Origin of the sequence: Photobacterium sp. WH24 (assembly GCF_019204055.1) — a bacterium.
GTDB classification, from domain to species: Bacteria; Pseudomonadota; Gammaproteobacteria; order Enterobacterales; family Vibrionaceae; genus Photobacterium; species Photobacterium arenosum.
Window position 1 is genome coordinate 1 of sequence record NZ_JAGSOZ010000016.1, and the last position, 15,248, is coordinate 15,248.

Annotated in this window: 15 protein-coding genes; 7 read left to right on the plus strand and 8 right to left on the minus strand. The window is 49.8% G+C overall.

Translation table 11 applies throughout. From position 1 onward, the window contains the following. Positions 1-270 precede the first annotated feature (270 nt). From KCG43_RS16945 to gmhB, 6 genes are all read right to left on the minus strand, one after another. A complete protein-coding gene (locus KCG43_RS16945; protein ID WP_192017604.1) occupies positions 271-1,089 on the minus strand; it encodes an ABC transporter ATP-binding protein in 819 nt (272 codons plus the stop codon). Between the two features lie 32 nt (positions 1,090-1,121). After that, on the minus strand, positions 1,122-1,991 hold the full coding sequence (locus tag KCG43_RS16950; RefSeq protein ID WP_218386431.1) for an ABC transporter ATP-binding protein: 870 nt from the start codon (positions 1,989-1,991) through the stop codon (positions 1,122-1,124). A gap of 16 nt (positions 1,992-2,007) precedes the next feature. Beyond that, positions 2,008-3,840 (minus strand): extracellular solute-binding protein, encoded by a 1,833-nt coding sequence (locus tag KCG43_RS16955; RefSeq protein ID WP_218386433.1) that lies wholly within the window; start codon positions 3,838-3,840, stop codon positions 2,008-2,010. 33 nt (positions 3,841-3,873) lie between these two features. Beyond that, entirely contained in the window at positions 3,874-4,917 is a 1,044-nt protein-coding gene (locus KCG43_RS16960; RefSeq protein ID WP_192017601.1) for an ABC transporter permease, read from the minus strand. 1 nt (position 4,918) lies between these two features. Then, positions 4,919-5,944 carry an ABC transporter permease subunit gene (locus tag KCG43_RS16965; RefSeq protein WP_192017600.1) on the minus strand — a complete coding sequence of 342 codons (1,026 nt, stop codon included), beginning with the start codon at positions 5,942-5,944 and terminating at the stop codon, positions 4,919-4,921. A 270-nt stretch (positions 5,945-6,214) separates the two neighbouring features. Next, positions 6,215-6,772 (minus strand): D-glycero-beta-D-manno-heptose 1,7-bisphosphate 7-phosphatase, encoded by a 558-nt coding sequence (gene gmhB, locus KCG43_RS16970; protein ID WP_218386437.1) that lies wholly within the window; start codon positions 6,770-6,772, stop codon positions 6,215-6,217. Between the two features lie 341 nt (positions 6,773-7,113). Between gmhB and metN the strand changes: the two genes are divergently transcribed. From metN to KCG43_RS16985, 3 genes are all read left to right on the plus strand, one after another. Then, positions 7,114-8,148, plus strand: a complete 1,035-nt coding sequence (gene metN / locus KCG43_RS16975; protein WP_218386448.1) for a methionine ABC transporter ATP-binding protein MetN — start codon at positions 7,114-7,116, stop codon at positions 8,146-8,148. Beyond that, on the plus strand, positions 8,138-8,824 hold the full coding sequence (locus KCG43_RS16980; RefSeq protein WP_120513953.1) for a methionine ABC transporter permease: 687 nt from the start codon (positions 8,138-8,140) through the stop codon (positions 8,822-8,824). Before metN ends, KCG43_RS16980 begins: the two co-directional genes overlap by 11 nt. Before the next feature lie 123 nt (positions 8,825-8,947). Then, complete coding sequence (locus KCG43_RS16985; RefSeq protein ID WP_192017597.1) at positions 8,948-9,772, plus strand: MetQ/NlpA family lipoprotein; 825 nt, start codon at positions 8,948-8,950, stop codon at positions 9,770-9,772. A gap of 105 nt (positions 9,773-9,877) precedes the next feature. On the opposite strand, the gene ykgO is transcribed toward KCG43_RS16985, so the two are convergent. Together ykgO and KCG43_RS16995 are read right to left on the minus strand one after the other, a co-directional pair. Beyond that, positions 9,878-10,021 carry a type B 50S ribosomal protein L36 gene (gene ykgO, locus KCG43_RS16990; RefSeq protein WP_192017596.1) on the minus strand — a complete coding sequence of 48 codons (144 nt, stop codon included), beginning with the start codon at positions 10,019-10,021 and terminating at the stop codon, positions 9,878-9,880. Further along, positions 10,018-10,281: a type B 50S ribosomal protein L31 gene (locus KCG43_RS16995; protein WP_192017610.1), complete on the minus strand. Its 264-nt coding sequence runs from the start codon at positions 10,279-10,281 to the stop codon at positions 10,018-10,020. The genes ykgO and KCG43_RS16995 overlap by 4 nt, the downstream gene beginning before the upstream one ends. 143 nt (positions 10,282-10,424) lie before the next feature. On the opposite strand from KCG43_RS16995, the gene tsaA reads away from it, so the two are divergent. The 4 genes from tsaA (at position 10,425) to KCG43_RS17015 (ending at position 15,228) form a co-directional block, all read left to right on the plus strand. Beyond that, complete coding sequence (tsaA, locus tag KCG43_RS17000; RefSeq protein WP_218386450.1) at positions 10,425-11,147, plus strand: tRNA (N6-threonylcarbamoyladenosine(37)-N6)-methyltransferase TrmO; 723 nt, start codon at positions 10,425-10,427, stop codon at positions 11,145-11,147. 127 nt (positions 11,148-11,274) lie between these two features. After that, positions 11,275-12,990: a proline--tRNA ligase gene (locus KCG43_RS17005; RefSeq protein WP_218386452.1), complete on the plus strand. Its 1,716-nt coding sequence runs from the start codon at positions 11,275-11,277 to the stop codon at positions 12,988-12,990. A 165-nt stretch (positions 12,991-13,155) separates the two neighbouring features. Continuing rightward, a complete protein-coding gene (locus KCG43_RS17010; RefSeq protein ID WP_192017593.1) occupies positions 13,156-14,280 on the plus strand; it encodes a patatin-like phospholipase family protein in 1,125 nt (374 codons plus the stop codon). Positions 14,281-14,373: 93 nt separating this feature from the next. After that, a complete protein-coding gene (locus tag KCG43_RS17015; protein WP_192017592.1) occupies positions 14,374-15,228 on the plus strand; it encodes a GGDEF domain-containing protein in 855 nt (284 codons plus the stop codon). Positions 15,229-15,248 lie beyond the last annotated feature (20 nt).

A 15,248-nucleotide genomic window follows, 5' to 3' on the forward strand; every position in this document is an offset into this window, starting at 1 on the left:
GTGCTACCAATTGGTCACTCAGTTCACTGATAAATCTTTTATGACTGTATCATTGTCGAGTGCCCACACAGATTGCATGGTCAAATTGTTAAAGAACGTTTTGTTATCCCGTTAAGCCGTGCGGTTTATCGTGACAACGAGGGCGCATTATAGAGAGATGTTCTTACAGCGCAATAGTTTTTTTTGATTTTTATTTCGTTGGTCTATTTTTTAGACAACACCAAAACATACAGCCTAAAAACAGCACATTTCACCCACTTTAAAAGGAAATTATTGAGGTACTGCAGGTCTTTTCCGTTGCGATGGATGGCTGATAGGGATCGCAGCTAATAAGGTTTTCGTATAATCCGCTTTCGGTGCATGATAAATCTCTTCAGCCGTTCCTATCTCAACAAGTTTGCCGAAGTACATAACCGCGACTCTGTCTGATACATGCTTTACGACTGACAAATCGTGAGAAATGAAAATCACGGTGAGTTTCATCTCCTGTTGCAGCGCCAGTAACAGGTTCAATATCTGCGCCTGGACAGAGACATCCAAAGCAGAGACAGATTCATCACAGATTAATAATTTAGGTTTTAGTGCAATCGCGCGGGCAATTCCGATTCGTTGGCGCTGCCCGCCAGAAAACTCATGAGGATACCGATTAATGGCAGTAGCAGGTAAATCGACTTTATTCAGCAATTCCAGTACCCATTGCTTACGCTCGGCTGATGTTCCTACATTATGGATAATAAATGGCTCTTCCAGAATCATGCCTACCGTATGTCGCTGATTCAGCGATTCCAGAGGATCCTGAAACACAATCTGCATATCTTTTCTGAGCGGGCGCATCTGGCGAGGAGACAAGTGCGTAATATCCTTACCGTCGAAAAAGATGTTACCTTCTGTCGGCTCATGCAACTTCAGAATGGTTCGGCCCAGTGTACTTTTGCCGCAGCCGGATTCCCCCACCAGCCCTAAGGTCTCTCCTTTTCTTATTGAAAAAGAGACACCATCAACGGCTTTCACTGTATAGCCCTTTTTAAATATTCCTTTACCTGAAACAAAGTGCTGCTTCAGGTTCTCAATACGTAAAATGTCGTCCATGAAGACACCCACTCCTTTGCGTAGTTGCCACTCTATTCCCCAAATTCCGGAAACCTTGATGGATCTATGGGTTCAAGCGGAATCATTTGTTTGCTTGGACGTTCAGCGCTGGGCATCAATCCCAACAGCCGTTGGGTGTAGGGATGCCGGGGATGGTCGAACAACTCAAACACATCGGCCGTTTCCAGCACTTTACCGCCATACATAACAGCCACATCATCACAAATTTCCGCCACTACACCCAAATCATGGGTAATAAAGATCATCGCCATCTGGGTTTCTTCCTGCAGTGCCTTCATCAATTTCAGGATTTCGGCCTGGATCGTGACATCCAGTGCCGTGGTCGGCTCATCACAGATCAGAATGTCTGGCTTGCAGGCCAGCGCCATGGCGATCATCACCCGTTGCCGCATGCCGCCGGACAAGCTGTGGGGATATTCATGCAGGCGTTTTTCGGCCATGGGTATCTGCACTTTATTCAGCATGTCCAGTGAATAACGGTTACGCTCCTTTTTGTTCAGTTCCGGACGATGAAGCGCCAGCACTTCGTTAAGCTGTTTACCTATGGTGTACACAGGATTGAGTGCTGTCATTGGGTCCTGAAAGATCATTGATATGCGATCGCCACGCATAGCGCACATGTCCAGGGCGGAAAGTTCGAGTAAGTTCGTCTCCCGGTACAAAACCTTGCCATTGGTTACCCGGCCATAAGGCTTTGGCAGCAGGCCCATGACAGACATGGCCGTCACGCTTTTGCCTGACCCTGACTCGCCGACCAACCCAAGAGTGCGGCCTTTTCTGACATCAAATGACACGCCGTGCAGTACCTTTACCACACCGTCATCTGTGCAAAACTCAGTTTCCAGCCCCTCTACCCGCAGGATAACCTGATGCTCGTTCATTTCGCCCTCCGCCCGCTTACAGCTTGTATGCCTCTTCCATGATAGTGACGGGCTCGAAGGTTTTGCCTGACTTCATAGCCGCTTTGGTTTCACGCTTCAGCGACTCATCAATCCAATACGTGCCCAGATCCCGGAACGTCCCCGAGGGAAACAGAAATTCAGTGGATTTTGTCATCGCCGGTTGCGGTATCTGCAGCCAGCGCCAGTAAGCTTCACGGGCATAGGGGCGCATGTAACCGGGAATAATGACGCTGGCCTGATCCACAATGACCTGTATTTGCTTGGCGAGAGCTTTCTTTTTATTCAAGTCAAATTCGGAACGATAGGCCAGGATCAGCCGGTCTAATTCAGGGGTGCTGTAATTGGTGAAGTTATTATTCTGCGGCTTATTGGCGTTCTCAGAGTAGAAATATTCCCAGTATTGGGGGATTTCGCTGGTGCCCATAGAGTGAAAAGAGAGCTCGTGCTTTTTCTCCAGCACATATTTGAATGCCGATGAACCATCAACCAGATTCAGGGTGTATTCGAGCCCGGCCAGTTTGGCCTGTTCTTTCAGATAAGCCACTTGTGATGTCAGGTAGCCGTAGCTGTAGGTGATAGCAAACGAAAGCCGCTGTCCTTTATCGTTGATCCGAATGCCATCCGGGCCAATGTTACCGAACCCCGCTTTTGTAAAATATTCAATCGCGGTATCCGGATCAAACGGTGGCGCTTTCAGCTCGCTGTTGGTGTAATCACCATGCCCGACTCCCATCGGGTTGGGTTTCCTGATGACATCACCACGTAAGACTTTCTCAATCAGACCATCAAAATCGGTGGCGTATGCCAGGCCTTTACGGATATCCAGATTCCCCAGCAGTGGTTTGGCGGTATTTAGCCATAATCCACCCGCGCCCATGGGGACTTGATTATATCCCCAAAACTTATGGATGTAGCCATGCTCAAAATTGGGGGTGTCCGACTTCTCGCGCCACAACTCAGGGGTGTCCAGCCAGAAAGAGTCAAGATTGCCTTTTTCAAAGTGCTGACGGGCAATGTCTTTGTCGCGTATCACTTTGACGCGAATTTTCTCGACATTATAACGATACAGATAATAAGGATTTGAGTATCCCCACCAGTCTTTGCCAACATGTTTGAAAGTGATCGACTTGCCTTTTTTGATATCGTCAATGTAATACGGGCCGGCGGACGGCTCGGCTTTAAAGTTGTAGTAGCGAACAAAGTTATCTTCTACCCCATCACTGTTTTTATCGACTTTCGGTTTATAGAAATGAGCGGGACGGGGCTGCAGATTGGTGTACAGCATCAACTCTTCTTTATTGCGTTTTTCTGCTGATACCACAGCAAAGGTGTGAGCATCATATTTAACGACATCGGCAATCTGCTGGGTATAAAAGGTGTTATACCAGGGGGCAACTATGTCTTTGGAGCGCATAAACGTCAGTACATAGATGAAATCATCCGCCGTAATAGGCTTTCCATCAGACCATCTGGCGTTGGGGTTAATACGATAATAAACGGTTTTATCGTCATTGCCATAAGCCCATTCACTGGCGATATCCGGGATCCAGGCCTTGGTATCAGGATGACGGGTTACTGCAGCGGGTCGGCTGTCAAGCAGCCAGGTACGGAAGCGGCCGTTGGAATCCGGTCCGACGATACGAAATGTCTGCGGAAAACTCTCAATATAAGTATTAAAAGTGCCGCCGAATTTGGCATGCGGAGAAGCAAAACGCGGCTCATGCAGATTAGACTCCCATTTCAGCCCGGCCGGAAGCTCGGCTGCCTCTGCCGGTGCACCGCTCAATGTGATGGTCCAAAAGGCGAAAATGTTCAGTATCTTTCTCATCGTACATCCTTGTTATCTGGCTACACGTCTTTATTAACTATAACGGGTAAATTTTTTCGGATCGAAAGCCGCACGCACGCTCTCGCCGATAAAGGTCACCATTACCAGGACCAGCACGATGGCCGTCACCACGGTAATCACTATCCAGGGCGCACCCAAATTTGATTTCCCTTGCTGCAGTAAATCTCCCCAGCTGGGTGTCGGCGGCATTAAGCCCAGACCAAGATAATCCAGTGCCGTTAACGCCGTAATATTGGCTGCTATGGTAAACGGAGCCAATGTCACTATCATCACCATAACATTGGGCAAAATGTGCGCGTAAAGAATCCGCCAGTTTGAGGCGCCCAGTGCCTTCGCGGCCATGACGTAATCCCGGGCCACTTCTTTGTAGGTCATAGTGCGCATGTACCAGGTCATCCCCATCCAGCCGAACAGCACATTGATGGCGACAAAAAGCGTAAACGAAGGCTGAGTGATAGAGACAAGTATCATGATGACATAGAGAAAAGGCACCATTGACCAGATTTCAATAAAACGCTGCACCAGCAAGTCAAACTTTCCGCCCCAAAAACCCATCGCGCAACCAACGGCTGTACCTATGGCGTAGGAAATGGCCATGGTCATTAAGGCAAACCCCATAGTGATACGAAAACCGTAAACCAGCCGGGCTAGAATATCCCGCCCTATGGTATCGGTGCCAAGATAATGCCGGGACTGGGCGTCAGGCGCGGTGGGAGGATAATCCCCGCTAAAATCCTGTTCATAGGGGTTCCAGGGCACAAGCGGCATCAGCACAAAATTATCCGTATCGCTTTGCGAAAAAGCCTGCTGCAATTCCCGGTACTGTGCCTCGCTTTGGTACTCCTGCCCGAACTGAGTGCCAGGCAGCACATCGCTGACGACCGGAAAATAGTACTCCCCCTGATACTTGACGATCAGCGCTTTGCTGTTAATCAAAAACTCGGCAAAGAAGGATAACACCAGCAGTGTGGATAATATTATCAGTGACCAGTAACCTCGCTTTATCGTTTTAAAACGCTGGATTTTCTTTTTTGTCAGTGGGCTCAGTGTCAGCATCTCAGGCTCCGAATCTCACTCGGGGATCAATCATGGCAACACAAGCATCGGAAATGATATTGCCCAGCATTAATAACGCAGCATTTATCGCAACGATTCCCATCACCACAGGATAGTCCCGCTCAATGATAGATTCGTACCCCAGCAGACCGATCCCATCAATATTGAATATCACCTCAATCAAGAAAGACCCTGTCATAAAGAACAGCAAGGAGTTGCCAAAGTGGCTGGCGATAGGAATAAGACTATTGCGGAGCGCATGGCGGCGAACCGCGGTCGAAAAGGGTAACCCTTTAGCGATAGCTGTACGGATATAATCCGCTGACAATGTTTCCATCATGTTGTTTTTCATCGTCATTGTCAGAGTGGCAAAATCACCAATCAGATAACAAATCAGCGGCAGACAGGCATGCCAGAGGATATCTTTAACCTGCTGCCAGAGTGATTCATAGTCATCGAAATCGTCACTGACAAAGCCGCCCATTGGAAACCATTCCAGCTGATAGCTGAAAAGCGTAATAAGCATCACCCCTACCACATACCCCGGCAAGGCATAACCGACAAAAATCAGAATTGAAGATCCGGAGTCAAAGCCGCTGCCGTGTTTTAAGGCTTTGTAGTAACCCAGAGGAATAGAGATAAAGTAACTGAGAAAAAAGGTCACACCGCCGTAGAACATGGACACCGGCAGCCTGTCCATAATCATGTCCCAGACAGGTTCGTAGTAACGGGTCGACAATCCGAAGTCCAGATGCAGCATTTTCATCAGCCACTCGGAATAAGCTTCAAATACCGGCTTGTCTAATCCGTAAAACGCATTGAGTTCGGCCAGTTGATCTTCTGACAGTGCATTGCTTTCCCCTGCCATAGAAGGAGACATAGACATACTTTGCTGCGCCTGAATACTGGCCAGCATACGCTCGACCGGTCCGCCCGGCACAAAACGGGTGAGGGCAAAAATAAGAATCGTAATGCCGATAAAAGTGGGGATTACCAGCACCAAACGGCGCAAAAAGTATGAAAGCATGAAGGTAAATGACTCCTGTCATTGTCCGCCTGTTCCTTGGTCTAGTCAGTATAGCAGTTGGTTGAATGTCTAATGATGATCCAAACAGCAGCCTGCTCACTATTTGACAATAAAAACATAAGTTTATATTTACCCCTGTATCAAAGGGAAAATACTGTCCTGATATTCTGACCCACCTGGCAGGCCATCAGAGTGATCACTATACAGATATAAAAAAACAGACACGTTTTGAGCGTGTCTGTTTTTGTGAACCTTAAAGATGCCGGACAGTTAGTTGCGGGCCGCTAACCAGGCCGGGACATCCGCGACACTGTCGAGCACAACCGATGCCAGTGCCTCCCCTTCTTGAGTGACTGGCTTACCGGTACGCACCAGAATTCTGGTGCCCACGTCAGCCGCTTGCGCCGCTGTCATATCATCGGTTTTATCGCCAATCATCACTGAACGGGCCATATCAATGTTCAGAAAATCGCGGGCTGAAATAAACATGCCTGGCTTGGGCTTGCGGCAATCACAATCTTGCAGATAATCGCCCTTTCCTTCTGTCGGGTGATGCGGGCAGTAATAGATGCCGTCAAATTCAACACCGTTATCGACAAAATTCCAGTCCATCCACTCTGTCAGGGTCAGGAATTCATCTTCGGTATACATGCCTCTGGCAATACCGGCCTGATTGGTCACCAGCACCAGAAGGTAACCCTGCTCTTTCAGTTTCTTGCAGGCGTCAAACACCCCTTCGATATATTCAAAATCGTCAACAGTATGGACATAGCCGTGATCAACGTTAATGACGCCGTCACGATCAATAAACACAGCAGGCTTAGCCAAGCGATCACCTAAAGATAGAAATCAAATTCGCTAAATTATGGCATGGCTGACACACGGAATCATCTCTTTATCCTCAGGCAGACTGGCTGACACTTTTCCGGCTGAATCGCAGTGTTTTATGATTTAGCCGTCTAGACGTAAAAATACCTATTGACTTAGCCATCTAGACACCCTAGCATCCACAACAGATGACACGGAAAAATTCCGATAACACAAGAAGATGACAAGGTCTATCGCTTAAACTACACACAAAAACACTAATGCAGGCGAAATTACGACCATAAAGCTATGCTGGTTTACAACACAGCAAGCAAGTTAAAAAAGCAGTAGCAGGACACAGCATGATAGAGATCAACAGGGTCAATAAAACCTTCAAAGTCGGGGATAAAGACATCCACGCCTTACGCGATATCAACCTCAGCATTGAGCAAGGCACAATTTTTGGTGTCATCGGTGCGTCCGGTGCGGGAAAAAGTACCCTGATACGTTGCGTTAACTTGCTTGAGAAGCCAACCTCAGGACACATCATTGTTGATGGTATCGATCTCACTCAGCTCTCTAATCAGGAATTAACACTGGCTCGCCGTAAAATCGGCATGATTTTCCAGCACTTCAATCTGTTATCGTCCCGCACCGTTTTCGACAATGTCGCGCTGCCGCTGGAACTGGCTGGCACGGATAAAGCGGAAGTCAAACGCAAAGTAACCGAATTGCTCAATCTGGTTGGTTTAGCTGACAAACATCAGTCCTACCCGTCAAACCTCAGCGGCGGACAAAAACAACGGGTGGCTATTGCCCGTGCCCTAGCCTCTGATCCTAAAGTTTTGTTGTGTGACGAAGCCACCAGCGCACTGGATCCGGCCACCACCCAGTCCATTCTTGAGTTACTGAAAGAAATCAATAATAAGCTGAACCTGACCATTTTGCTGATCACCCATGAAATGAACGTGGTGAAAAGCATCTGTTCAGAAGTAGCCATCATAGGCAACGGCGAGCTGGTCGAGAAAGGTCCGGTGGGTGATATCTTTGCCCATCCGAAAACAGAACTGGCACGTGAATTTATCCGTTCTACCTTAGATCTGTCGATACCGGAAGATTATAAAGCGCGCCTGGAAACAGAGCGTACAGAGACTAACTACCCTCTGATACGACTGGAATTCACCGGCGCTTCCGTGGATGCGCCACTGCTCAGTCAGGCATCGCGGCAGTTCGGTATTGATGCCAACATTCTGAGTGCCGACATGGACTATGCCGGCGGTGTGAAGTTCGGCCTGATGCTGGCGGAATTTTTTGGCTCTGAAGAAGCGACACAACAAGCCATCGCTTTCCTTCGCGAACACAAAGTAAATGTAGAGGTGCTGGGTTATGTTGCTTGATTCTATCGCCACCTGGTGGCAAACCAACGAACGCCTGATTGGTCTGCTGACGGACGCTTTAGGCGAAACACTGATGATGGTCTTCGCTTCCGGCCTGATTGGTTTCGCCATCGGCATTCCTGTGGGTGTCGCTCTGCACCTGACCAAGCCCAACGGCCTGCTGGCCAACCCGGGCTTTAATAAAGTGCTGGGTGGTGTGGTTAATATCGGCCGCTCCATCCCGTTCATTATTCTGCTGGTGGCCATTATTCCATTCACCCGCTTTGTGGTGGGCAGTTCCATCGGTACTGCGGCGGCCATTGTGCCACTGACAGTCGGCGCAATTCCCTTTATCGCCCGTCTGGTGGAAGGTGCACTGCTCGAAGTACCCAGCGGTCTGGTTGAAGCCGCGCAAGCTATGGGTGCCACGCCAGTGCAAATCATTCGCAAGGTACTGCTGCCGGAAGCGCTGCCGGGCATTATTAATGCCGTCACCATTACTCTGGTCACTCTGGTCAGCTACTCGGCCATGGCAGGTACAGTCGGCGGCGGCGGTTTAGGTGATGTCGGTATCCGCTATGGTTATCAGCGCTTTGACGGCACAGTCATGATGATCACTGTGATCATGCTGGTCGTGTTAGTACAGCTGATCCAGTCCGCCGGGGATCATCTGGTCCGCCGCGTCGACCACAGATAAGTTTGACGGGAACACAACAGAAAACTCACATCCGCCGGACATGGCTTGCCGGCGAAACCGATAAGTTACAGAAATACAACGACAACAAAGTACAGGGATTCCCTGAACAATAGGAGAAGTACAATGGCTCTGAATATTAAACATTTCTTTGCAGTCGCGGGTCTGGCGTCAGCTCTGGCACTGACTGGCTGTGGCGAAAAACAGGAATCTACCGCTGCTGCTGACAACAGCAAAATCAAAGTGGGTGTGATGGCCGGTGCAGAAGCGCAGGTAGCTGAAGTGGCCGCCAAAGAAGCCAAAGACAAGTATGGTCTGGACGTTGAGCTGATCACTTTCACCGACTATGTGTCACCTAACGCGGCGCTGGAAGAAGGCTCGATCGACGTTAACGCCTTCCAGCATAAGCCTTATCTGGATCAGCAAATTAAAGACCGTGGCTACAAGTTCGCGATTGCCGGTAACACCTTTGTCTACCCGATTGCAGCCTACTCAAGCAAAATCGCTTCTATCGATGAGCTGCAAGACGGTGATCAGATCGCAGTGCCAAACGATCCAACCAACCTGGGCCGCTCGCTGCTGTTGCTGCAGCAACAAGGTCTGATCAAACTTAAAGACGGCGCAGGCCTGACAGCCACTGTGCTGGATATCGTTGAAAATCCAAAGAACCTGGACATCGTTGAACTGGAAGCACCGCAACTGCCGCGCTCTCTGGATGACGTCAAACTGGCCATTATCAACAACACCTACGCCAGCACTATCGACTTGTCTCCGGATCATGACGGTATCTTTGTGGAAGACAAAGAATCACCTTATGTGAACCTGATTGTTGCCCGTGAAGATAACGTGAATGCCGAAAACGTGCAGACCTTTATCAAGGCATATCAGTCTGATGCGGTGAACGATGCAGCGATGGAGATCTTCAAAGGCGGCATTGTCAAAGGCTGGTAAGCCATCGCCTCACAACACCTTGCCGATAAAAGTTCAAAAGCCCCTGCAAAGGGGCTTTTGTTGTTCTGGATGGGGAACAATGATCTGATCAGACAGCTCGGTCGTTTACTTCTTCTTTTTCACCGTACCCTGCACGGCTTTAAAGCGTGGATTGGATTTGCAAATTACGTAAATGCGGCCACGTCGCTTGACCACCTGGCAATCTCTATGGCGCAGCTTGGCGCTTTTGAGTGAGCTTAATACCTTCATTGTGCTTCCTTATTTCCAAACGCCGCAAAACGGCGGTTAAAGTTTGCCATCCGGCCTTCTGTCTTAATCACCCGCTGCTTGCCGGTGTAGAAAGGGTGCGATTCAGACGACACGTCCAGCAAGAAGTAGGGGTACTCCTTGCCGTCCTGCCATGTGATGGTTTTATCTGTCTTCAGTGTCGAGCCGACAACGAAATATTTATCTACGCTAGTGTCGTGAAACACCACTTTACGGTACTCGGGATGGATACCTGGTTTCATCATGCCTCCTCGCATTAAATGTTATAGTATAACATAACACTTAATGCGCTTTTCCCACAACAAGATTTTCAGCAACACCACATTGAGATGTGCTAAGGTCTGGCAGATATGATCTGCAGCGACATGCACGAATGACAGAGAAAATGACTTTTCAGATTGAGCCAATTGGTGTCATCCACTCCCCTTACAAAGAGAAATTCGCCGTTCCCCGTCAGCCCGGCCTGGTACCCAGTGCCAGAGCAACCCTGGTGCTTTGCGGCGATGCGAACACGCCGGAATCGATCAGAGGCATAGAACAGTTCAGCCATTTGTGGCTGCTGTTTTTATTTGATCAGAACCTGGCGGCGGGCTGGCGCCCTACCGTGAGACCGCCCAGACTAGGCGGTAATGACCGCATCGGCGTCTTTGCCAGCCGGGCCACTTTTCGCCCTAACGGCATAGGGATGTCAGCGATCAAGCTGATCGGCGTGCGGCAGGAAAAAGGTCAGGTGCTGTTGGATTTGGCCGGTGTGGATTTGGTTGACGGTACGCCTGTCATTGACATCAAACCCTATATTCCCTATTCCGACAGTGTGCCGGATGCCAGTGGCGGCTTTGCGGCAGAGACACCTGAACTGCTTCCCGTCGAGTTTACCCCCGCTGCACTGGCCCAGCTTGATGGCGAAGACGCAGCCTATCAACAAGCGGTGATTGAAGAAGTACTGGCGCAGGATCCCCGCCCGGCCTATAAGAAAGCGAAAACGGATGACAAGCGCTATGGCGTACTATTGTTTGACTACAACGTACTGTTTCGGTTTGAAGGCCATAAAGTCCTGGTCGAACAAATAGTCGCCTCCGGGCAAGCTGACCTTACAGACTATACTTAACCTGTTTTCCGGTGACTGAAGTCACCGGACAGCCAATAAGCCTCGGGTTCCCTTTGGCGAAAGACAGATACGCTGCTAATATACTGCTCTCAATATTAATCCTCATAATTACCAACGGATACCATCAATGCGTACCAGTAAATATCTTCTTTCTACCCTGAAGGAGACTCCAAACGACGCAGAAGTCATCAGCCACCAGCTGATGCTACGTGCAGGTATGATCCGTAAGCTGGCCTCAGGTTTGTACACCTGGCTGCCTACAGGTCTGCGTGTCCTGCGTAAGGTCGAAACCATTGTTCGTGAAGAAATGAACAATGCCGGTGCAGTCGAAACACTGATGCCTGTGGTTCAGCCGTCTGAACTGTGGCAGGAAACAGGCCGCTGGGACAAATTCGGTCCTGAGCTGCTGCGAATTGCTGACCGCCATGACCGACCGTTTGTACTGGGCCCGACGCACGAAGAAGTGATCACTGACATCGTGCGTAATGAGGTGAAATCCTACAAGCAGTTGCCACTGAACCTGTACCAGATCCAGACCAAGTTCCGTGATGAAGTTCGTCCCCGTTTCGGTGTGATGCGCTCACGTGAATTCATCATGAAGGATGCCTACTCCTTCCACCTGGATAAAGACAGCCTGCAAGACACCTATAACGACATGTACCGTGCTTACAGCAACGTCTTCAGTCGCATGGGTCTGGATTTCCGTGCCGTGCTGGCAGATACCGGTTCTATCGGCGGCAGCGGCTCGCACGAGTTCCACGTTCTGGCCGAAAGTGGCGAAGATCTGATTGCCTTCTCTACCGAGTCGGAATACGCCGCCAACATCGAAAAAGCCGAAGCGCTGGCGCCTGCCATCGAGCGTGCAGAGCCAGCAGAGGAGATGAAGCTGGTTGATACACCAAATGCTAAAACCATCGCTGAGCTGGTTGAGCAATTTGGCCTGCCGGTTGAAAAAACCGTTAAAACACTGTTCGTGAAAGCGTCTGAAGAGTCAGACGCAGAATTAATCGCTCTGATCGTACGTGGCGATCACGAACTCAACGAAGTGAAAGCAGAAAACCTGGATTGTGTTGCCAAACCACTGGAGTTTGCGACAGAAGAAGAAATCCGCGCCGTTGTGAATGCCGGCCCGGGCTCACTGGGACCTGTCAATCTGCCTGCCACTTTCATTGTTGATCGCAGCGTTGCCGTGATGAGCGACTTCGGTGCCGGTGCCAACATTGACGGCAAACACTACTTTGGCATCAACTGGGGCCGTGACGTAGAGCTGGGTCGTGTCGAAGATATTCGCAATGTGATTGAAGGTGACCCAAGCCCATGCGGTAAAGGGACTATCTTGCTCAAACGCGGTATCGAAGTGGGCCATATTTTCCAACTGGGAACTAACTACTCTTCATCCATGAACGCCACTGTACTGGATGCCAACGGCAAGCAGGCCGTAATGGAAATGGGTTGTTACGGCATTGGCTGTACCCGAGTGGTCGCAGCGGCTATCGAACAGAATAACGATGAGAACGGTATTATCTGGCCGGATGCCATTGCGCCGTTCCAGGTGGCCATTGTGCCGATGAACATGCACAAATCAGAAGAAGTTCAGCAGGCTGCTGAAGCACTGTATACGGATCTGACGGCTGCCGGTATCGAGGTACTGTTTGATGATCGTAAAGAACGTCCTGGCGTCATGTTTGCCGATATGGAACTGATCGGTGTGCCACATACTGTGGTGATCGGCGATCGCAGCCTGAAAAACGGTGAAGTGGAATACAAAGACCGCCGCACAGGTACGAAAGAGCCTGTGGCCGCCGGCAGCATTGCAAACTTCATTAAGCAAAAGCTGGCTTAAGCCTTTGCTGACCCGTAATATTAAAAAAAGCCTCCGGACGGAGGCTTTTTTGTGTCTGTGCCACATATACTCAGTTTAAATTACAAATAAACTGAGTATTATCACTAGACTAGACGCCACCAGTGTCTGTCGCATCTGTTTAGTATCTTGAGTGGAACGTTTTGCATGGGCAAGGAAAAGCCAAAAATCAGTCTCTTGCTTTCAGGGGGTGGCGCCAGAGCGGCCTACCAGGTTGGCGTACTGAAAGCGATTTCTGAGTGGTATCCCCGTAACCATCACAGCCCTTTTGTTATCTACAGTGGTACCTCTGCCGGTGCCATTAACGCTACTGCGATTGCCTGTTATGCATCCTGTTTTCGATTAGGAGTAAAAAAGCTGGAATGGATCTGGGCACGCCTGCACAGCAGACGGGTGTTCCGTTCTAGTGGTTGGGGCATCACCCAGCATTTATCACATCAACTGCTGGCAAGGCTGCGGGCAGAACATCACCCCAGGCCGCCGTTCGGGTTACTGGACAATCGGCCACTGCGCCTGTTGCTGAACCAGGTCAATAATTACGGCCGGCTGGAACAGCAGATCCTGGCAGGTAATCTGCACGGCATTTCCATCACAGCCTCCAGCTATAAAAGCGGGAAAACCGTCAGCTTTTTTCAGGGCCAGCAGAGTATTACGCCCTGGACCTATTCGAAATCCAAAGGACGCCGTTCACTGATCACCACAGAGCACCTGCTGGCCTCATCGGCCATCCCTTTTGTCTTCCCGGCCAGCCGGATTGGACAGGCATACTATGGCGACGGATCAATTCACCAACTGACGCCACTGCGTCCTTCGATGAAAATGGGCGCAGATAAGATTCTGATCATTGATTTGATCAATCAAAGATTACGGCCGCAAGATCCCACTCAGGCCCCTGGCGTAGGCATGTTGACAGGCCATCTGATGGATACCATTTTCAGTGATACCATGGCCGCTGAGCTGGAGCATCTGGAATACACCAATACTTTGCTCAGCAAGCTGCCAGACGATGAAAGGCGCAAGATGGCGGTCAAATCGGTTGATACCCTGCACCTGTACCCGAGTCAGTCATTTGAGCCTCTGGCCCAGGCTTTCTATCACCATATGCCGCTGGCCGCCCGCTCTCTGATGCGCTTACTAGGCATCAGTCCCAAGGACGATGCCGCCCTTACCAGCTATATACTTTTCGAGCCCAATTACATACACGCACTGATTAATCTCGGTTATTTGGATGCCCAGGAGAGAGAAAGTGAGCTACGTTCGTTTTTAGAATAAAAACAATGGGAGATTTTCATTTCATTCCATTTTCTATTGATCTAGTTCCAAAATCTCATATATTAAAAACCTTGCTTATCAATGATATTAGTCATGGATCCAATTATCTGGCACAAAAAGCAAACCGACACCTGCCGAACCCGCGCCAAGCCGCTGGGTGCGGATCAGCGCTTGCTTATCCTGCAAAAAATGCAGGGCAAGCCTGAGCTGTCTGTGCTGCTGGAAGTCTTTGCACTGGAAGTTGAGAAACAGATTGATATCAGTCGCATGCTTTGGCGCCATGAAACCACCACCACCCTGATACGCCACGGGCAAGGAACGGACAACCGCCAGTGCTTTGCCCTGCGGTATGCCGATCACTCTCTGGGGGAGATCCAGTACGACACGCCTTACGCACTGGATCAAGATGAAATTAACCTTCTCCATACCTACCACAGGCTCCTGGCCGGCCCGTTATTCAGTGCGATAGAGTATCGCCGGATCAAAGAAATGGCGATGCGGGATCATCTGTCCGGCCTGCGTAACCGCAGCTGTCTGGATCAGGACATACTGCATGCCATCGCCATGAGTGATCGCCGCCAGGTTGGCCTGGTACTTCTATTGTTTGATCTGGACAACTTCAAGCAGGTCAATGATAAATATGGCCACCTGGATGGCGATAACGTTATCCGCCGTTTTTCGTCGATCCTGAAACAATCAGTCCGCACCTCAGACCGATGTTACCGCATGGGCGGAGATGAATTTGTCCTGTTGCTGCAACCGGCCTCTGAGCAGTCTGCACGCAAGGTCATTCACCGCGTCATGACGCGGATAGATCAGGACCATACCCTGCGCAGCCTGGACATAGGCACCTCGATTGGCGCCACCCCCTATCGGCGTGGTGATACGCCGATAAGCTTATTAGAGCGGGCAGATCGCCAGCTCTACCAGCACAAGCGCTCTAAATAACCCTCTTCACTCGATCTCAA